The organism is Pseudomonas citrullilanati, from assembly GCF_030580855.1.
Taxonomy (GTDB): domain Bacteria; phylum Pseudomonadota; class Gammaproteobacteria; order Pseudomonadales; family Pseudomonadaceae; genus Aquipseudomonas; species Aquipseudomonas citrulli.
On the sequence record NZ_JAUQOP010000051.1, the window covers coordinates 14,162 to 33,703 of the forward strand.

15 protein-coding genes are annotated in these 19,542 nt (G+C 65.4%); 4 read left to right on the top strand and 11 right to left on the bottom strand.

The window, feature by feature from the left end; all coding sequences use genetic code 11:
* Nucleotide 1 precedes the first annotated feature (1 nt).
* The 4 genes from narH to Q6A48_RS23265 all read right to left on the bottom strand — a co-directional run bounded on the left by narH (nt 2) and on the right by Q6A48_RS23265 (nt 8,058).
* Nucleotides 2-1,540 carry a nitrate reductase subunit beta gene (gene narH / locus Q6A48_RS23250; RefSeq protein WP_304556735.1) on the bottom strand — a complete coding sequence of 513 codons (1,539 nt, stop codon included), beginning with the start codon at nt 1,538-1,540 and terminating at the stop codon, nt 2-4.
* A gap of 10 nt (nt 1,541-1,550) precedes the next feature.
* Entirely contained in the window at nt 1,551-5,318 is a 3,768-nt protein-coding gene (locus Q6A48_RS23255; RefSeq protein WP_304556736.1) for a nitrate reductase subunit alpha, read from the bottom strand.
* A gap of 63 nt (nt 5,319-5,381) precedes the next feature.
* Nucleotides 5,382-6,779: a NarK family nitrate/nitrite MFS transporter gene (locus Q6A48_RS23260; protein ID WP_304556737.1), complete on the bottom strand. Its 1,398-nt coding sequence runs from the start codon at nt 6,777-6,779 to the stop codon at nt 5,382-5,384.
* The gene (locus Q6A48_RS23265; RefSeq protein ID WP_304556738.1) at nt 6,757-8,058 is read right to left on the bottom strand and encodes an MFS transporter; all 1,302 of its coding nucleotides are present in this window, start codon (nt 8,056-8,058) and stop codon (nt 6,757-6,759) included. Before Q6A48_RS23265 ends, Q6A48_RS23260 begins: the two co-directional genes overlap by 23 nt.
* 309 nt (nt 8,059-8,367) lie before the next feature.
* Here Q6A48_RS23265 and Q6A48_RS23270 point away from each other — a divergent pair, with 309 nt between their 5' ends.
* The 3 genes from Q6A48_RS23270 (at nt 8,368) to Q6A48_RS23280 (ending at nt 11,702) form a co-directional block, all read left to right on the top strand.
* Nucleotides 8,368-10,167: a HAMP domain-containing protein gene (locus tag Q6A48_RS23270; RefSeq protein WP_304556739.1), complete on the top strand. Its 1,800-nt coding sequence runs from the start codon at nt 8,368-8,370 to the stop codon at nt 10,165-10,167.
* The gene (gene narL / locus Q6A48_RS23275; RefSeq protein ID WP_304556740.1) at nt 10,164-10,811 is read left to right on the top strand and encodes a two-component system response regulator NarL; all 648 of its coding nucleotides are present in this window, start codon (nt 10,164-10,166) and stop codon (nt 10,809-10,811) included. Before Q6A48_RS23270 ends, narL begins: the two co-directional genes overlap by 4 nt.
* Before the next feature lie 213 nt (nt 10,812-11,024).
* Nucleotides 11,025-11,702 carry a Crp/Fnr family transcriptional regulator gene (locus Q6A48_RS23280; RefSeq protein ID WP_304556741.1) on the top strand — a complete coding sequence of 226 codons (678 nt, stop codon included), beginning with the start codon at nt 11,025-11,027 and terminating at the stop codon, nt 11,700-11,702.
* 208 nt (nt 11,703-11,910) lie between these two features.
* Here Q6A48_RS23280 and ubiT read toward each other — a convergent pair whose 3' ends face one another.
* The 7 genes from ubiT to norR form a co-directional block, all read right to left on the bottom strand.
* Nucleotides 11,911-12,381: a ubiquinone anaerobic biosynthesis accessory factor UbiT gene (gene ubiT, locus Q6A48_RS23285; RefSeq protein WP_304556742.1), complete on the bottom strand. Its 471-nt coding sequence runs from the start codon at nt 12,379-12,381 to the stop codon at nt 11,911-11,913.
* Nucleotides 12,375-13,265 (bottom strand): U32 family peptidase, encoded by an 891-nt coding sequence (locus tag Q6A48_RS23290; protein ID WP_304556743.1) that lies wholly within the window; start codon nt 13,263-13,265, stop codon nt 12,375-12,377. Before Q6A48_RS23290 ends, ubiT begins: the two co-directional genes overlap by 7 nt.
* Nucleotides 13,266-13,276: 11 nt before the next feature.
* A complete protein-coding gene (gene ubiU / locus Q6A48_RS23295; protein WP_304556744.1) occupies nt 13,277-14,272 on the bottom strand; it encodes a ubiquinone anaerobic biosynthesis protein UbiU in 996 nt (331 codons plus the stop codon).
* An 81-nt stretch (nt 14,273-14,353) separates the two neighbouring features.
* Nucleotides 14,354-15,613, bottom strand: a complete 1,260-nt coding sequence (locus Q6A48_RS23300) for a molybdopterin molybdotransferase MoeA (RefSeq protein ID WP_304556745.1) — start codon at nt 15,611-15,613, stop codon at nt 14,354-14,356.
* Nucleotides 15,610-16,164, bottom strand: coding sequence for a molybdenum cofactor biosynthesis protein B (gene moaB, locus Q6A48_RS23305; RefSeq protein ID WP_304556746.1), 555 nt, complete (start codon nt 16,162-16,164; stop codon nt 15,610-15,612). The genes Q6A48_RS23300 and moaB overlap by 4 nt, the downstream gene beginning before the upstream one ends.
* 88 nt (nt 16,165-16,252) lie before the next feature.
* Nucleotides 16,253-16,900, bottom strand: coding sequence for a pyridoxamine 5'-phosphate oxidase (gene pdxH, locus Q6A48_RS23310; protein WP_304556747.1), 648 nt, complete (start codon nt 16,898-16,900; stop codon nt 16,253-16,255).
* 196 nt (nt 16,901-17,096) lie between these two features.
* A complete protein-coding gene (norR, locus tag Q6A48_RS23315; RefSeq protein ID WP_304556748.1) occupies nt 17,097-18,629 on the bottom strand; it encodes a nitric oxide reductase transcriptional regulator NorR in 1,533 nt (510 codons plus the stop codon).
* Nucleotides 18,630-18,789: 160 nt separating this feature from the next.
* Here norR and ytfE point away from each other — a divergent pair, with 160 nt between their 5' ends.
* Nucleotides 18,790-19,464: an iron-sulfur cluster repair protein YtfE gene (gene ytfE, locus Q6A48_RS23320; protein ID WP_304556749.1), complete on the top strand. Its 675-nt coding sequence runs from the start codon at nt 18,790-18,792 to the stop codon at nt 19,462-19,464.
* Nucleotides 19,465-19,542: the final 78 nt, after the last annotated feature.

The window sequence follows — 19,542 nt, forward strand, 5'->3', positions numbered from 1 at the left end:
CTCAGTCCTCCCACAACTGTACGGTCTTGATCACGTCGCGGCGGTTGGCCTTCTTGCCACCGAACATGTTGGTGTCGGAACTGCCGCTGCAACCGCTGCCGAAACTGAACCCGCAACCGGAACGCTCGGCGAACGCGTCGCTCATGGCGTCCTCGCGGTGGGCGCTCGGCACGACGAATCGGTCTTCGTAGTTGGCGATGGCCAGGTAGCGATACATCTCGTCCACCTGGTTCACGTTCAAGCCGACGTCGGCCAGCACTTGCAAGTCCTTAACCCCGTCCACCTGTTCGGAACGCTTGTAGGCACGCATCGCCAGCAAGCGCTTGAGGGCGAGCTTGACCGGCTTCTCGTCACCGGCGGTCAGCAGGTTGGCCAGGTAGCGCAGCGGGATGCGCAGGCTGTCGACGTCGGGAATCACCCCGTTCATGCCCACGGTGCCCGCGGCCGCTGCGTTCTGGATCGGCGACAGCGGCGGCACGTACCAGACCATCGGCAAGGTGCGGTACTCCGGGTGCAGCGGCAGCGCGAGCTTCCAGTCCACGGCCATCTTGTAGACCGGCGAACGTTGCGCCGAGTCGATCACCGACTGCGGCACGCCATCGGCCAGGGCCTGGCGGATGACCGCCGGGTCGTTCGGGTCGAGGAAAATCTCCAGTTGCTTCTCGTACAGGTCCTGTTCATTGGCGGTGCTGGCCACTTCGCTGATGCGGTCGGCGTCATACAGCAGCACGCCCAGGTAGCGGATCCGGCCGACGCAGGTTTCGGCGCAGACGGTCGGCATCCCGGCCTCGATGCGCGGGTAGCAGAAGATGCATTTTTCCGACTTGCCGCTCTTCCAGTTGAAGTAGATCTTCTTGTACGGGCAGCCGCTGATGCACATGCGCCAGCCGCGGCATTTCTCCTGGTCGATCAGGACGATGCCGTCCTCTTCGCGCTTGTAGATCGCCCCGCTCGGGCAGGACGCCGCGCACGCCGGGTTCAGGCAGTGCTCGCACAGGCGCGGCAGGTACATCATGAAGGTGTTTTCGTACTCGCCGTAGATGTCCGCCTGGATCTTGTCGAAGTTCTTGTCCTTGCGCCGCTTGGCGAATTCAGTGCCGAGGATTTCCTCCCAGTTCGGGCCCCACTCGATCTTCTCCATGCGCTTGCCGGACACCACCGAGCGCGGCCGCGCGGTCGGCTGGTGCTCGCCCAGGGGCGCGGTGTGCAGGTGCTGGTAGTCGAAGTCGAACGGCTCGTAGTAATCGTCCAGGCCCGGCAGGTCCGGGTTGGCGAAGATGTTCGCCAACACGCGGAACTTGCCGCCGATGCGAGGGTTGATCGAGCCGTCGGCGTTGCGGATCCAGCCGCCCTTCCACTGGTCCTGGTTTTCCCACTCCTTGGGGTAGCCGATCCCGGGCTTGGTCTCGACGTTGTTGAACCAGGCGTATTCCATGCCTTCGCGGCTGGTCCAGACGTTCTTGCAGGTGATCGAACAGGTGTGGCAACCGATGCACTTGTCCAGGTTCAGGACCATGCCGATCTGTGAACGAATCTTCATCTCAATCTCCTCAATCCAGCTCAGTCGGCAGGGGACGCGGCAGGTCATCGCCGCTGGAACCGTCGAGCCAGTCGACCTTGGCCATCTTGCGCACCACGACGAACTCGTCGCGGTTGCAACCGACCGTGCCGTAATAGTTGAACCCGTAGGCCTGCTGGGCGTAGCCACCGATCATGTGGGTGGGCTTGAGCACCACGCGGGTCACCGAGTTGTGGTGGCCGCCGCGGGTCTTGGTGGTTTCCGAACCGGGCACGTTCACGATCCGTTCCTGGGCGTGGTACATCATCACCATGCCCTCCTTGACCCGCTGGCTGACCACCGCCCGGGCGGTCAGCGCGCCGTTGGCGTTGAAGCACTCGACCCAGTCGTTGTCCTCGATGCCGGCGCGCCGGGCGTCGATTTCCGAGAGCCAGATGATCGGCCCGCCACGGCTGAGGGTGAGCATGATCAGGTTGTCGGTGTAGGTGCTGTGGATGCCCCATTTCTGGTGCGGAGTGATCCAGTTCAGGACGATCTCGGTCTCGCCGTTGCCGCGCTTGCCTTTCACCACGTCGATGGTGCGGGTGTTGACCGGTGGCCGGTAACTCATCAACTGCTCGCCGAACGCCTGCATCCAAGGGTGGTCCTGGTAGAACTGCTGGCGACCGGTGATGGTGCGCCACGGGATCGACTCGTGGACGTTGGTGTAGCCGGCGTTGTAGCTGACGTGATCGTCTTCCAGGCCGGACCAGGTCGGGCTGGAAATGATCTTGCGCGGCTGGGCCTGGATGTCACGGAAGCGAATCGCCTCGTGCTCCTTGGGTACGGCCAGGTGGCTGTGGTCGATGCCGGTGAACTCCGACAGCGCCGCCCAGGCTTTTACCGCGACATGGCCGTTGGTTTCCGGGGCCAGGGACAGGATCACTTCGGCCGCGTCGATGGCGCTGTCGATCTTCGGCCGGCCCTGGCTGATGCCCGCCTCGACCTCGTGGTGGTTCAGTTCGCCGAGGAATTTCACTTCGGCCTCGGTGTTCCAGTTGATGCCCTTGCCGCCGTTGCCGAGTTTTTCCAGCATCGGGCCCAGGGAGGTGAATTGCTTGTAGATGTTCGGGTAGTCGCGCTCCACCACTTGCAGGTTTGGCGCGTTCTTGCCCGGCTTTGGCACCTCCCCGGCGGTTTTCCAATCGGTGCCGCCGAACGGCTGGGCCAGTTCGCCGACGCTGTCGTGCATCAACGGGACGGTGACCAGGTCTTTCTCAACGCCCAGGTGACCGACCGCCATGGCCGAGAACGCCTTGGCGATGCCCTTGTAGATTTCCCAGTCCGAACGCGACTCCCAGGCCGGGTCGATGGCGGCCGACAGTGGGTGGATGAACGGGTGCATGTCCGAGGTGTTCATGTCGTCTTTTTCGTACCAGGTCGCGGTCGGCAAGACGATGTCGGAATACACGCAGGTCGAGGACATGCGGAAGTCCAGGGTGGTCACCAGGTCGAGCTTGCCGATGGCGCCTTCATCGACCCATTCGGCCTCGGTCGGCTTGCAATCACCGACCTGGCCGATGTCTTCGTTCATCACGCCGTTCTTGGTGCCGAGCAGGTACTTGAGCATGTACTCATGGCCCTTGCCCGAGGAACCCAGCAGGTTGGAGCGCCAAATGAACATGTTGCGCGGGAAGTTCACCGGGTTGTCAGGTTGCTCGCAGGCAAAGCGCAGCGAACCGTCCTGCCAGGACTTGACCACGTAGTCCTTGGGATCCAGGCCCGCGGCGGCAGCGTCGCGACAGATGTGCAGCGGGTTGGTGTTGAGTTGTGGCGCGCTGGGCAGCCAACCGGCGCGTTCGGCGCGGATGTTGTAGTCCAGGGCGTGCTCGGGGAACTGCGACTTGTCGGCCAGCGGCGAGAGCACATCGTGCATGCTCATCTTCTCGTGGCGCCATTGCGAGCTGTGGCCATAGAAGAAGCTGGTGCCGTTCATTTGCCGCGCAGGGCGGTTCCAGTCCAGGCCGAAGGCCAGGGGCAGCCAGCCGCACTGCGGACGGAGTTTTTCCTGGCCGACGTAGTGGGCCCAGCCGCCGCCGGTCTGGCCGATGCAACCGCAGAGCATGAGCATGTTGATCAGCCCGCGGTAGTTCATGTCCATGTGGTACCAGTGGTTCATCGCCGCACCGACGATGATCATCGAGCGTCCACGGGTCTTGTCGGCGTTGTCGGCGAACTCGCGGGCGATCTGGATCGCCTTCTCGCGGCTGACACCGGTGATCCGCTCCTGCCAGGCCGGGGTGCCTGGCACCGAGGCGTCGTCGTAGTCCTTGGCCACGTTGGCACCGCCCAGGCCACGGTCGATCGCCAGGTTGGCCGCCGACAGGTCGAACACGGTGGCCACTTTCGCCACGCTGCCGTCGGCCAGCACCACGCTGTGCACCGGCACCCGGCGCCACTGCACCGCGTCACCGGCCACGTGCGGGAAGTATTCCTGGGTCTGGCCGGCAAAGTACGGGAACGCCACTTCGGCGACGTCGCCGCCGATCAGGCTCAACTTGAGGTCGATCTCACGCCCTTCGCCACCCTCGCGTGGCAGGATGTTCCACTTGCCCTTCTCGCCCCAGCGATAGCCGATGGAGCCTTGGGGCGAGACCAGTTCGCCGGCCGCGTCCAGGGCGATGGTTTTCCACTCGGGGTTGTTGTCCTGGCCGAGGTTGTCGGTCAGGTCGCTGGCCCGCAGGAAGCGATCCGGCTGGTAGCCCGAGCCTGGCGCGGCGCCGAGCATCGGCTTGAGCAGCACCAGCACCGGCAAGTCGGTGTAGCGCTTGGCGTAATCGGTGAAATAGGCGCTCGGCTTGTCCAGGTGGAATTCTTTGAAGATCACATGGTTGAAGGCCTGGGCCAGCGCGGCGTCGGTGCCCTGCTTGGGGTTGAGCCACAGGTCGGTGAGCTTGGCCACTTCCGAATAATCCGGCGTGATTGCCACGGTCTTGGTGCCCTTGTAGCGCACCTCGGTGAAGAAGTGCGCATCCGGGGTGCGGGTCTGCGGGACGTTGGAGCCCCAGGCGATGATGTAGTTGGAGTTGTACCAGTCGGCCGATTCCGGCACGTCGGTCTGCTCGCCCCAGACCATCGGCGAGGCTGGCGGCAAGTCGCAGTACCAGTCGTAGAAGCTCAGGCACACCCCGCCGATCAGCGACAGGTAGCGCGAGCCGGCGGCGTAGCTGACCATCGACATCGCCGGGATCGGCGAGAAGCCCACCACCCGGTCCGGGCCGTGGCGCTTGACAGTATAGACGTTGGCGGCGGCAATGATCTCGTTGACTTCTTCCCAGCTGGAACGGATGAAGCCGCCCATGCCGCGCTTGCTCTTGTACGAGTCAGCCTTGGCCTTGTCCTCGACGATACTGGCCCAGGCTTCCACCGGCGGCAGGGTCTGCCGGGCCTGGCGCCACAACTTGAGCAACGGCTTGCGGATCTTCGGGTACTTGAGCCGGTTGGCGCTGTAGATGTACCAGCTGTAGCTGGCCCCGCGAGGGCAGCCGCGCGGCTCGTGGTTGGGCAGGTCGTTGCGGGTGCGCGGGTAGTCGGTCTGCTGGGTTTCCCAGGTGATCAGGCCGTTCTTGACGTAGATTTTCCACGAGCACGAACCGGTGCAGTTCACCCCGTGGGTGGAACGCACGATCTTGTCGTACTGCCAGCGGGAACGGTAGACGTTCTCCCAGTCGCGGGACTCCTTGCGGGTCTCGCCATGGCCCTCGGAAAACTCGCCTTGCTTGCGGTTGAAGAACCGCAGTTGATCCAGTAAATGACTCACAGTGTCTTTCCTCTCAGGCTTGCTCCGCGGGGTCTGCGCCCCGCCCACGCAAAAGTAAAATGCTTAGCAGGGTGTCGCCGCGCCCTTGCGCGCGTACCACCACCAGGTCACCACGATGCAGCTCAGGTAGAAGCCGACGAACATGTAGAAGGCCATCTCCGGGCCGCCGGTCAGGGCCATCGAAGTGCCGAAGGACTTGGGAATGAAGAACGCACCGAAGGCGCCCATGGCCGAGCTGAAACCAAGTACGGCGGCCGATTCCTTGCCGGCATTCTTGAGCGCCTGCTCGCGTTGCTCGGGCTTTTTGCCCAGGGCGGCCTTTTCGTGCAGGGTGCGGAAGATCACCGGGATCATGCGGAAGGTGGAGCCATTGCCCACGCCGGTGGTGATGAACAGCAACATGAACATCCCCAGGAAGCCGTAGAAGCTGCCGCCCTGGCCGCCCTGCGGCAAGAAGTGCATGACGCCGAACACCATCGCGATCATCAGCACGAAGTTCCACAGGGTGACTTTCGCGCCGCCGAGCTTGTCCGCCAGCCAGCCGCCCAATGGCCGCACCAGCGCACCGACCAGTGGGCCGAGGAAGGCGAACTTGAGGGCGATGACGTCGGGGAACGAGGTCTTGATCAGCAGCGGGAACGCGGCGGAGAAACCGATGAACGAGCCGAACGTGGCCAGGTACAACCAGCACATCAGCCAGTTGTGCTTGCGCTTGAAGATCACCGCCTGCTCGCTGAACGAGGCACGGGCGCTGGACAGGTCGTTCATGCCGAACCAGGCGATCAGGGTCACGGCGAGGATGAACGGCACCCAGATGAAACCGGCGTTCTGCAGCCACAGCGAGCTGCCGTCGGCCAGCACCTGCGGCTGGCCACCAAGAAAGCCGAACACGCCGAAGGAAATCACCAGCGGGACGCTGAATTGCATCACCGACACGCCCAGGTTGCCCAGCCCGGCGTTCAGGCCCAGGGCAGTGCCCTGCTGGGACTTGGGGTAGAAGAAGCTGATGTTGGACATGCTCGAGGCGAAGTTGCCGCCACCGAAACCGCAGAGCAAAGCGATCAGCACGAAGACGTTGTAGGGCGTGGCCGGATCCTGCACGGCGAAGCCCATCCACAGGGCAGGCACCAGCAGCGACGCCGTGCTCAGCGCGGTCCAGCGCCGGCCGCCGAAGATCGGCACCATGAACGAGTAGAACACCCGCAGGGTCGCGCCCGACAGCCCCGGCAAGGCGGCCAGCCAGAACAGCTGGTCGGTGCTGAAGCTGAAGCCGATGGCGTTCAGGCGCACGATCACCGTGCTCCAGACCATCCACACGGCGAAGGCCAACAGCAGCGCCGGGATCGAGATCCACAGGTTGCGCCGCGCGGTCTGTTTGCCGCTGCGCCCCCAGAACGCGGGGTCTTCCGGGCGCCAGTCATGAATGACCGGGCCTTTGTCAGGCGTTTGCAGAACGGACATGTTCTTCTCCTTGGGCAATGCTGGAAAACGGGGGTTGGCTGGCGGCGGGCGGCTTGCCCAGCAGCGGGCGCTTGCGGATTTCGCTGACGTACATCCAGATCAGCGAGACCCAGACCACGCCGTACAGCAACATGAAGCAGGACGAGCGCACGCCGGTGAGGTCCACCAGGGCGCCGAACAGGATGGGCAGCACGAACCCGCCGAGGCCGCCGGCCAGGCCGACGATGCCGGACACCGCGCCCATGTTTTTCGGGTAGTCGTTGGCGATGTACTTGAAGACCGAGGCCTTGCCGAATGCGAAGGCGATGCCCATCACGAACAGCAGCACGGTGAACAGCGTGGCGCTGAGGCCGATGTGAAAGTCGACGACGCCGTTGACGGTCTGCACCTGCAGTTGTGTCTGCGGGTACGACAACAGGAACAGGCAGATCCAGCTGACCCACAGCACCCACCAGGTCACGCTCTGGGCGCCCCAGCGGTCCGACATCCAGCCGCCCACCGCCCGCAGCACGCCGCCCGGCAGCGAGAAACAGGCCGCCAGCAGCGCCGCGCTTTGCAGGCTGAAACCGTATTCCTGCACGTAGTATTTGGTCATCCACAGCGCCAAGGCCACGTAGCCGCCGAACACGATCGAGTAGTACTGGCAGTAGCGCCACACGGCGGGTTCTTTCAACGCCTTGAGCTGCTCGCGCAGGCTGGCACCGCCGGCGCTGCGGTGTTCCTTTTTCTCGGCGGTGAGAAACCAGAACAGCAGCGCGGTGATGAACAGGATCGCGCTGAACACTTTCGGCACCAGGTGCCAGCTGCCGAGGGCGATCAACGCCGGCGCGAGGAACTTGGTCACCGCCGCGCCGGCGTTGCCGGCCCCGAACACGCCCATGGCAAAGCCCTGATTGTGCTTGTCGAACCACTTGGCGACATAGGCGATGCCCACCGAGAAGGAACCACCGGCCAGGCCGACGAACAGCCCCAGCAGCAGGAACTGCCAGAACGCCGTGGCAAGCGTGATCAGGTACAGCGGCAGGACACAGGACAGCATCAACACGAAGAACACGATGCGACCGCCGAAGCGGTCGGTCAGCAGCCCCAGGGGCAACCGGACCAGCGAACCGGTCAACACCGGTGTCGCGGCCAGCAGGCCGAACTGGGTTTCGTTGAGGGCGAGCATTTCCTTGATCGGAACGCCCAGCACGGCAAACATCATCCAGACCATGAAGCACACGGTGAAGGCCAGGGTACTCATGCCCAGTACCAGCCCTTGTTGCACTTGCGCTCGCATCGCGATGCACTCCCGTCATTACGTTGAGCGCAGCCTAGTGATGCGAACCCGGTAAAAACTTGACGTGGGTCAAAGAGCGTCCCGGGGGTACTGGCCTATCCTTGGCCTGCCTACCTCCAAGGAGGTAGGCCTGGATATTGCTGGAACCCTTTATCTATCAATATCTTGAACAAGTTGGCCGAGATTTTCAGGGAGACGCGGCGGCCGACAACTCTTTAGAGGTAGTGCATCCAGGATCGGCTGCCATACCCCCAGGTCCAGGCGCCCTCCCATGTCCGGGTTTGAGCTTTTCCTGCAAGGCCAGCGGTCATGATGCGCTGGTTGCGCAGTTCCCTGCCCGCTCGCGCCGGCCTCGCGGTGATCCTTATCGCCGTCCTGGCCCTGGCCAGTTCCCTCAGCGCCGGGCTGATCGCCTGGTTCAGCCAGGGCGACGCCGCGGCCATCAATACCGCCGGCTCCGTGCGCATGGAGACCTACCACCTGAGCTGGAAACTGGCGGCCGGTGCCAGCGCGGACATCCCGCCGATCGTCGACAGCCTGCAACAGCGCCTGGACAGCCCGGCCCTGCGCATCGTGCTGGAAGACGGGCCGAGCACCACCCTGCACCAGAGCTATCGCGTCCTGCAGCAGCGCTGGAGCCAGACCTTGCGCCCCGCCATCGAGCGCGGCGACGCAGCGTTCTTCCAGGCCAGCGCGAGCTCGTTCGTCGAGCAGTTGGACCAGTTCGTCACGCTGTTGCAACGCCAGAGCGAGCACAAGCAGGGTTGGCAGCAGACGATCCAGGGCGTGGCGCTGTTCAGCACCATGATCATCCTGCTGGTCGGCCTGTACGAATTGCAGTACGGCGTGGTCATGCCCTTGCAGGAATTGGTGGACGCCACCCAGCGCTTTCGCCGCGGCGAGTTCCAGGTGCGGGTCAACCATCAGTCCGAAGACGAGCTGGGTCAGTTGGCGACCAGCTTCAACACCATGGCCGAGACCATCGAGCAGTCCCACCGCACCCTGGAAAACCAGGTCCAGCAGAAGACCCTCAACCTGCAGCAGGCCAACGCCGCCCTGGAACTGCTCTACCAGAGCAGCCGCAGCCTCGCCACCCGGCAGGCCAACGCCGAGGGGCTGGATGAACTGATCCGGCGCTTCCAGCAACGGTTGCCGGGGCTGCGCCTGTCGCTGTGCCTGCAAGGGCAATTGCAGGCACCGGCCCGACAGTTGCTGGCCCTGCATGGCGCCAACGGCCGCCAGGTCTGCGCCAGCAGCGATTGCGCCACCTGCCAGCAGCACCAGAGCGCCCGGCCACTGACCTTCAGCATCAGCAACCAGGGCAACGACCTGGGTGAACTCAAGGCCCACTTCGTCGATGGCCACGCGGCGCAGCCCTGGGAGAGCGCCCTGATCCAGGCCCTGGCGAACCTGATCGGCACCACCCTGTCCCTCAAGCGCCAGCGTGAACAGGACCACCGCTTGCTGCTACTGGACGAGCGCACCATCATCGCCCGGGAACTGCATGACTCTCTCGCCCAGGCCCTTTCGTACATGAAGCTGCAAGTCAGCCGCATGCAGACCCTGCTGCGCCGGGGCGAACCGACGCAGACCCTGGAGACGGTCACCGCCGAGCTGCGCGAAGGCCTCAACAACGCCTATCGCCAGTTGCGCGAATTGCTGACCACCTTCCGCTTGCAGATCCACGACGACGGCCTGGTGGAAGAACTCAAGGACACCGCCGAGGAATTCTCCCACCGCGGCGACTTCCAGGTGCACCTGCGCATCGACCCGTTGGCCTTCGAACTGTCGGCCAGCGAGCAGATCCACATCCTCCAGATCACCCGCGAGGCCCTGTCGAACTGCCTGCGCCACGCCCATGCCGAGAACGCCTGGCTGGAGCTGCGCCAGGAAGGCGAGACCGTGCGCCTGTCCATCGAGGACGACGGCCGTGGCTTCAGCGGCGAGGTGGACCAACGCGAGCACCACGGCCTGAACATCATGAACGAACGGGCCCGCAGCCTGCGCGGCCAACTCCGGATTTTCTCCCGCACGCCCCAGGGCACCTGTATCCAGGTGCATTTCCAGCCGGAATTCCTGGGCCAACCCACCGAAGGGATCACCCCATGAACGCCCCCCTGCGCCATACCCTCCTGCTGGTCGACGATCATCCGATGATGCGTCGCGGGATCCGCCAGATGCTCGAACTCGAAGACGACCTGCAGATCGTCGGCGAAGCCAGCCACGGCGAGGAAGCGCTGACGCTGATCGCCCCCCTCAAGCCCGACCTGGTGCTACTGGACAACAACATGCCGCAGATGAACGGCATCGAGACCCTGCGGCGGCTGCGGGCCATGCACTACAGCGGCAAGGTGCTGCTGTTCACCGTATCCGACGCCGAGGACGATATCCGCGATGCCCTGCGCCTGGACGCCAACGGCTACCTGCTCAAGGACATGGAGCCCGAGTTGCTGATCCAGTACATCCGCGACGCCCTGGGCGGCGCACTGGTGATCAGCCCCGGCCTGACCCGGGTCATGGCCCAGGCCCTGCGCTCCCCGCCGCGCCAGGCCGAAGTGGAACTGACCGACCGCGAGCGCCAGGTCCTCAAGACCATCGCCGCCGGCTACAGCAACAAGGTCATCGGCCACAAGCTCGGCATCACCGAAGGCACAGTCAAGGTCCATGTGAAGAACCTGCTGCACAAATTGGGCTTGCGTTCGCGGGTGGAAGCGGCGGTCTGGGCGATGGAGCATTTGCGTGGGGCCGGTTAGATCAACCAGCCCCCCCCGTGGGAGCGAGCTTGCTCGCGATAGCGGTGGGTCAGCTTGCAGAGATGCCGGCTGTGCCGCCGTCATCGCGAGCAAGCTCGCTCCCACAGGGTTCGCGCCTTGATCGAGAGGCCCCTCCCTCTTCCGAGGTAGGCCTGCCGAGGCATAGGCCGGCGGTGCCTGGCGCCCTACCATGTTCATACCCGGAGGTATGCCATGCTGACCCACCCTTCCATCGTTCTACTGTTGCGCCGTCATCACCTGTTCAGCCAATTGCCGGACCGGGTTTTCGAAGACGTCTGCAACCTCGCCGTCCTCAAGCGCCTGGAGTGCAACGGCACGCTCATGCACCAGGGCGACCCGGCCAAGCGCTTTTTCCTGCTGGTCAGCGGCCAGGTCAAGCTGTTCCGGGTCACCGGCGAAGGCCAGGAGAACCTGGTGGAGATCATCCAGCCTGGGCAGACCTTCGCCGAAGCCCTGTTGTTCAGCCAGGCCCGTTGCTACCCGGTGAGCGCCTCGGCCATCAAGGACAGCGTGCTGGTGAGCATCGAGGGCACCCATTATCGCAAGGCCCTGGAAGACCAGCCCAAGGTCTGCCTGGCGATCCTGGCGAGCATGAGCATCCACCTGCACCAGCGCCTCAAGGACATCGACAACCTGACCCTCGCCAGCGCCAGTCGGCGGGTCATCAATTTCCTGCTGCAGGAACGCGACCCCCGGGACGGCCAGGTGGTGCTCCAGGTGTCCAAGCGCCTGGTGGCGTCCAAGCTGGGGATCCAGCCGGAGACGTTCTCGCGCATTCTTCATCGCTTGGTGGACGGCGGCCTGATCGCCATGGAACGGCGCAACATTCGTATCCTGGCCGAGGATGAGCTGGAGGCCTACCAGCAATAGCGCACCACCTCCCTGTGGCGAGGGGATGTGGCGAGGGGATTTATCCCCGTTGGACTGCGAAGCAGTCCCATACGGTTTGCCTGGCAATCCGAATAGGGGCTACTTCGCGCCCCGCCGGGGATAAATCCCCTCGCCACAGGTTCAGCCAGGCGCCTTATCTGCGGTGCCATTGCCCACGATCATCGGTATCAACCGTTCTGACGCTTCATCACACGGTCGCCAAGCCCTTGCCCGCCCGCTCCAGGTTGCGCCACAGCCACGGCGGCAACACCTCGGGATCGAGGCTGTCGATCAGGTTCTTCAGCGCCAGCCCCAGTTCGGTGTCGCCCTCGATCACCAGCCGGCGCCGGAAGAACAAGGTGTCGGGATCTTCCTGGCGGCTGGCCAGGAGCAGGAACTCGCGCCAGTTGCCGCGGATGGTGACCTGGGCCTCGGCCCGGTCGGCAATGCGCAGGCCATCGCGCGCCAGGGTCAGGTACCAGCACAACTTCAGGTCCGCCACCCGCAGGCACAACCAGCGCCCGCGCAGCATATCAAAGCCGCCATCGCGCAGCGGCTCGGCCAGGCAGCGGTTGAGCGCCTGCTGCAAGGCCAGGCGCTGGACCACGAACGGCACCTTTCCCACCAGCGGCAGCACGCGGTCGGCACCCTTGAGCAGCCATTGCTTCGGCCTCAGCATAGCCCTGCCTCCTCGACCTTCAGCATGCCGGCCTGGCCATGCCAGTACCCGTTGCAACCCTCCACGAACAGCGGCGGCGTGCCGCCCTGGCGCACCGCGTCGAACGCCGTGACCACCTCGGCCACGCCCCGGGCCCGCGGGCTCAGGCGCAGGACGTGGGCGCCACAGGCCTTCAACGCGTTGTAGTCGGCCAACAGGTTGGTGATCTCGCCAGACATCGTCTGGATGCCGTTGAGGGTGAATAACGGCTGGCCTTCCTGGCTGCTCAGCGCCAGGCCGTCGGGGTAGTTGATGCAACAGAACTGGCAGTCGTCCTTGGGCCGGTTCTCGGCCCGCGCGGTAAAGCAGCGCGCCGAGTACGCCAATGGCAGATGACCGTAGGCGAAGATCTCCACTTCGGGCACTTCACGCTCCAGTTCCCGCACCTGCTCCAGCACGTCGCCAATCAGCGCCGCCGAACATTCCACCGGCGGCACCCAGCGGACCATGCCGCTGTCGAGCAATTGCGCCAGCGAGTGGCCGTTGTACAGGTTCAGGGCCGGCCCGCCCACGAACGGCAGCTTGCGCTCGGCAAGGAACTGCACGGCGCCCATGTCGTTGGCTTCCACCAGCAATTGGCCGTTGTCGCACAGGCGCCGCAGCGAGGACAGTTCCGAGGCGGCCTCGACCAGGGTCAGGCTCGACAGCACGATCTGCGCCTGGCTGCACGCTTGCAACTCGCGCCCCAGGCCGAGCCATTGATCCAGGGAGAATGCCCGGCGCTTGGAGCACACGGTTTCTCCCAGGTAGATCACATCCAGCGGCAATGCCGACATCTCGGCGTAGAAATTTCCCAGTTGGGTTTTGTCCCAGTAGAACAGGACCGGTCCGAGGCTGAGCTTCATGGGTACCTTCCTCATTGCCATGATCGATGGTAGGCGCCCAGGGTGGTCTGGCTGCCTTCGGAGAGGCCGGCCAGGACCTGGCGCCACTCGTCCTGGACCCGGAACCGTTGCGGCGCGGCCCGGTGGGCATCCAGCGCGGCGCGCCAGACCCGGGTCACTTGCTCGACATAGGCCGGGCTGCGCTGGCGCCCTTCGATCTTCACCGCCTCGACGCCGATGGCGGTGAGCTCCGGCAACAGGTCCAGGGTGTCGAGGCTGGTGGGCTCTTCCAGCGCATGGAAACGCTTGCCGCCCACCAGGAAGCGGCCCTTGCACAGGGTCGGGTAGCCGGCCGGTTCCTCGGGGGTATAGCGGTCGATCAGCACTTCGCTCAGGCGTGCGCTGAGGCCTTGGGCGTCTTCGCTCCAGCGCACCGCCTTGGCGGGCGAACAGACGCCGCAGAGGTTCGGCGATTCACCGGTGATGTAGGAAGACAAATGGCAACGACCTTCGGCCATGATGCACAAGCTGCCGAAACCGAAGACTTCGATCGGCACCGGGCTGGCGGCCGCCACCTGGCGCACCTGGGCCAGGGAGAGCACCCGGGGCAGTACGGCGCGGCGGATGTCATAGCGTTCGGCGTAGAACCCCAGCGCCGCGGCGTGGGTCGCCGAGCCCTGCACGGACAGGTGCAGCGCCAGCTGCGGATGACGCTGGCGAGCATAGCCGAGCACGCCGGGGTCGGCGGCGATCAGCGCGTCCACGCCGAAATCGGCGGCGCGGTCCACCGCGCGTTGCCAGCGCTCCCAGCCCTTGGGTTGCGGGTAAGTGTTGACCGCCACGTAGAGCTTGCGTTGATGCTGGCGGATATGGGCGACAGCGGCGTCGAACTGCTTGTCGTCCATGTTCAGCCCGGCGAAGTGCCGGGCGTTGGTGTCATCGCGAAAACCGACATAGACGGCATCGGCGCCTTGGCGCACCGCCGCTTTGAGGGCAGGCAGGTTCCCTGCCGGGCAAACCAGTTGCATGGGGCATCCTCGTGAGCGAACCAAGATGGCCGCCAGTCTAGCCAGCCGACGGCTGGCCACATTGACGGCAATCAATTGCCGTCAATGGATCAATCCGGCGAACGGCAAGTACATCACCGGTTCGTGCTTGTGGACCTGGGCGTCGCATTCCACCACCGCCAGGCCGTCGGCCCAGCAGGCGGCAGTCAACATCGCCGAGCTTTGCTGGGGGTGCAGTTCCACGCACAGGTGGCCCGCCGCATCCGCGCTCAAGCGCGCACGCAGGTACTGCCGGCGCCGATTGCGCTTGAGCCAGTCGAACCCCGCTGGCAACTGCAATGGCACGGGATGCACGGCGTCCATGCCCTGGGCACGGAACAGGAACGGGCGCACCACGATCAACGCAGTGATCAACGCCGCCGAGGGGTTGCCGGGCAAGCCGATCCAGGGCTTGCCCTCCACATCGCCGAAGGCCAGCGGCTTGCCCGGCTGGATTGCCAGGCGCCACAGGTCGATGCTGCCCAGGGTGGCGATGGCTTGCTTGAGGTGATCTTCCTCGCCCACCGACACGCCCCCGGAAGTCAGCAGCACGTCGCACTCGGCGGCGGCCAGGCGCAGTGCCTGTCGGCTGGCTTGCAACTGATCGGGCATGACACCGAAGTCATGCACCTCGAACCCCCAGCCACGCAACAACGCCGCGAGCGTATGGCGATTGCTGTTGTAGATCTGCCCGGGCGCCAGCGGCTCGCCCGGTTCGCGCAGCTCATCGCCGCTGCTCAGCAGGCCCACCTGCAACGGGCGATGCACCTCGACCCGGGCAATCCCGGCACCCGCCAACAGCCCCAATTCCTGGGCCCGCAGGCGCGTGCCGGCCTTGAGCAGGCATTCGCCCCGGCGTTGTTCCTCGCCTTCCTTGCGAACGTGGTCGCCGGCATTGACCGCCGGCAGCCAGACCCGCCCGCCCTCGACCCGACAGTTTTCCTGCGGCACCACCGTGTCCGCGCCCGGCGGCAATGGCGCACCGGTAAAGATCCGCACGACCTGGCCCGCGTGCAGCGGTTCGCCTGGCCCGTCACCGGCGGCAATCCGCCCGGTCAATGCCAGGGCACCGCCAGCAGCCGGTACATCGGCGGCGCGCACCGCATAGCCGTCCATGGCGCTGTTGTCCCAGGCCGGCAGGTTCATCGGGCAATGCACATCACCCGCCAGCACACGGCCCAGGGCCAGGTCCAGGGCAATCCGTTGCACCGGCGGTGGCGGCGGCACCTGGTCGAGCAGGTGCCGGATGGCCTCGTCCACCGGCACCAGGGCGCCGCTGTCACAGACCGACCCGCAGCCGCGGGCCTGCGCCGGGGCGCTCACGAGCGGGTCTCGCACGCCGCCGGGGCGACACCGTCCTGCGGCTTGAGGTGCACGGTGAAATTGCACGGCCCGGTGCGGCTGTCCAGTTGCCCGGCCAGGATCTGTTCCCAACCGGTCCGGCATGCGCCGGGCGAACCCGGCAGGCAGCACACCAGCACGCCGTTGCTCATCCCCGCCAGGGCGCGCGATTGCAGGCTGGACATGCCGATTTCCGCCAGCGAGACCTGGCGGAACAGTTCGCCGAAGCCGTCGACCTGCTTGTCCAGCAACGGCGCCACGGCTTGAGGCGTGTTGTCGCGTGCGGTGAAGCCGGTACCGCCGGTCATCAGCACCACTTGCACCCGGGGGTCGGCGATCCACTGCGAGACCTGGGCGCGGATCTGGTAGATATCATCCTTCACCAACCCGCGGTCGATGAGCACATGCCCGGCGGTTTGCAGCAGGTCGGCCAGGGTCTGGCCGGAGGTGTCGGTGTCGAAGCTGCGGGTATCGCTGATGGTGAGCACCGCGATGTGCAGCGGTTGGAAGTGGCGTTGCGTCTGGTGGGCCATGGCGAGCCGTCCTGTCGGAAAAGATGGCCCAGCCTGAACCGCAATCGTGGCCGGGCCTATTCCTCCTTGGAGGTACCTCCCCCGGCACTCAAGGGGCCAGTCGGCTGCGCTGCCACGCTCCGTCGTGCAGGCGATAGTCGAGGCGATCATGCAGGCGGTCGGCGCGGCCCTGCCAGAACTCCAGCCGCTCGGGGCGCAGGCAGTAGCCGCCCCAATGGTCGGGGCGTGGCACTGGCTGATCGGCGAAGCGTTGTTCGGTGCGAGCCAGGAGGGCCTCCAGCGCGCCCCGATCCGCCAGCGGCTGGCTTTGTGGCGACGCCCAGGCGCCCAGGCGACTGCCGGTGGAACGGGACGCGAAATAGGCGTCCGACAGCGCCGGATCCAGCTTGTGGACGGGCCCTTCGATGCGTACCTGCCGCTCCAGTCCCGGCCAGAAGAATGTCATGGCCGCCCAGGGATTGGCCGCCAGGTCCCGGCCCTTGCCGCTGTCGTAGTGGCCGAAAAACGAAAAGCCCTGGGCGTCGAAGCCCTTGAGCAACAGCACCCGACAATGGGGCCGCCCCTGCTCGTCCACGGTTGCCAGGGCCATGCTGTTGGCTTCCACCGGTGGGCGCTCGGTGTCGCGGGCCTGCTGCATCCAGAGCGTGAACAAGGCCATTGGGTCGCCAGGCGCCTGGGTTTCGTCCAGTCCATCGCGGGTGTACTGGCGGCGCATGTTGGCCAGGGAAAGGGGCATGGGGGTGATCTCCACTGTGGGTTTGGGCCAGTGTGGAGTCGACGGCGCCGGCTGGCCTTGATCGTTGTCAATGGCGGCTCTTGTGGTGGATGGGAGGCCGCCTTCGCGAGCAGGCTCGCTCCCACAGGTGATCTGTTGTGTTCACAAGAGCGAGCTTGCTCGCGATGGAGGGCCACTCGATCCAACCGGTAAACAACTACTTGAGCCCCAGCCGCCGCGCCAACTTATGCAGGTTGCTCGGGTCGACGTCCAGCAGCCGCGCCGCCCCCGCCCAGTTCTGCCCGCAGCGGTCCAGGGCCTTGAGGATCGCCTGGCGCTGGCAGGCATCGACGGCCTCGCCCAGCGGTGGCAGCGGCGCGTCGAGCGAGGCCTGGGGTTGTTCGAGCAAGGCCTGCGCACCGGACGCACTGGCATTGAGGTCAAGGTCGAGCACTTGGGGTTCCAGGGTCATGATCAGGCTTCGACTGGCGCCCCGGCTCAGTTGCTTCAACGCGGCGCGGCTGATCACGTGCTCCAGTTCGCGTACGTTGCCCGGCCAGGTGTACGCCAGCAGCGCCTGCTCGGCGGCCGGCGACAGGCGCAGACCACGCAGGCCCAGGCGGGTGCGGTTCAGTTCGAGGAAATGCCCGGCCAGCATCAGCACGTCATGCCCGCGCTCGCGCAGGGGCGGGATCGGCACCGGGTAGACCGAGAGCCGGTGGTACAAGTCGGCGCGGAACAGCCCATCGCGGATGCTGTCGGGCAGGTGCCGGTTGGTGGCGGCGATGATCCGCACATCGACGTGCAGCGGCTTGTCCGCCCCCAGGCGCTGGATCTCGCCGTTCTGCAGGGTGCGCAACAACTTGGCCTGCACGCTCAACGGCAACTCCCCGACCTCGTCGAGAAACAGCGTACCGCCATTGGCCGCGTCGAAACGCCCGGCCCGGTCGGTCGTCGCCCCGGAGAACGCGCCTTTGACGTGGCCGAACAACTCGCTTTCGGCCAGGGATTCCGGCAGCGCCGCGCAATTGACCTGGACCAGCGGCTTGTGGCCGCGCCGGGATAGGCGATGCAGGCGCCGGGCGAACAGTTCCTTGCCCACCCCGGTTTCCCCCAGCAACAACACCGGCAGTTCCGAGTCGGCCAGGACATCCAGTTCGTTGAGCAATTGCTGCAGGCCTTCGCTGCGCCCGAGGATCTCGCCCTCTTCCGCCGGCAGCCGCAGGTCTGCCGGGTCACTGCGCGAAGCGCGCAGGCTGCGGTTCTCCTGTTCCAGGCGGGTGACCCGCACCGCCGCCTCGATCTGCAGGGTGCAACGCTTGAGCTCTTCGTGGGCGCGGCTGTCGAAGGTCCCGGCGTGCAGCGCATCGAGGGTGATCGCGCCCCAGAGCCGGCCTTCCACGTACAGGCTCACGCCCATGCAGTCGTGCACCGGCAGCGGCTCGCCGACGTGAGGGTCGAGCAGGCCGTCATAGGGGTCCGGCAAGCGACTGTCCGGCTCGAACCAGGTCGGTTCGCGCGAGGCCATGATCGCCGCCAGCCGCGGGTGCTGGGCGATCACGAAGCGCCGGCCGAGCGCCTCGTGGACCAGGCCGACGGCCGCCACGGGCCGGAGGCTGTCGTCGTCCAGGCGCAGCAGACCCACGGCGCCACAGTTGAAGTATTCGCGCAGGGTCTGCACCAGACGCTGCAACCGCACGGCATTGGGCAGCTCGACGATCAGGTCGGCGGCCAGGCTTTCACGCAGCATGGTAGTGATGACCCTCCAGGGTTCGATTGACCCCGCCCCGCCAGGGTGGAATTGACCCTGGCCAAAAAATTATGGTTGATTTTCAACGCCTTGCACTTGGCATGCGGCCTGCTAAGTCTGCTCATCCGTCCCGCCCCGGGATTCAACCCAAGGAAACACGATGAGCCTCGATCTGCTGGAACAAAGCCTGGGCCAACTGGCCTGCGATATTCCCGGTGCCACGCGTACCTTTCATCACTACAACCTCGACTTCTGTTGCGGCGGGCAAAAAACCTTGCGCGAAGCGGCGCTGGGCAAGGGCCTGAACCCGCTGCTGATCGCCGACGCGCTCAAGGCGCTGCAAGCCGCCGGGGAGCCCGGCCATGACTGGCGCGACGAGCCCCAGGCGCTGCTGATCGGGCACATCCTGGAACGCTACCACGCCCGCCATCGCGAACAACTGCCGGAACTGATCCGCCTGGCCCGCCGCGTCGAACGGGTACACGGCAACCGCGCCAGTTGCCCCCACGGCCTGGCGGACCACCTGGAGGACATGTACCAGGAACTCGAAGGCCACATGCTCAAGGAAGAACAGGTGCTGTTCCCGATGCTGCAACGCGGCCTGGGCGAACGGGCCTCGGCACCGATCCAGGTGCTGCGCTACGAACACGACCAGCACGGTGAAGCCCTGGAAACCCTGCTCGCCCTGACCGACCAGATCACCCCGCCCTCCGACGCCTGCAACACCTGGCGCGCGCTGTATCGCGGGCTGGTGGAGTTTCGCAACGACCTGATGCAGCACATCCACCTGGAAAACAATGTGCTGTTCGTCAATGCGATGAAGCCTGCCCACTAGAACTATCAAACACTGCAGGGCCCCTGTGGGAGCGAGCTTGCTCGCGATGGCGTCGGATCAGTCAGTATTGAGTTGGCT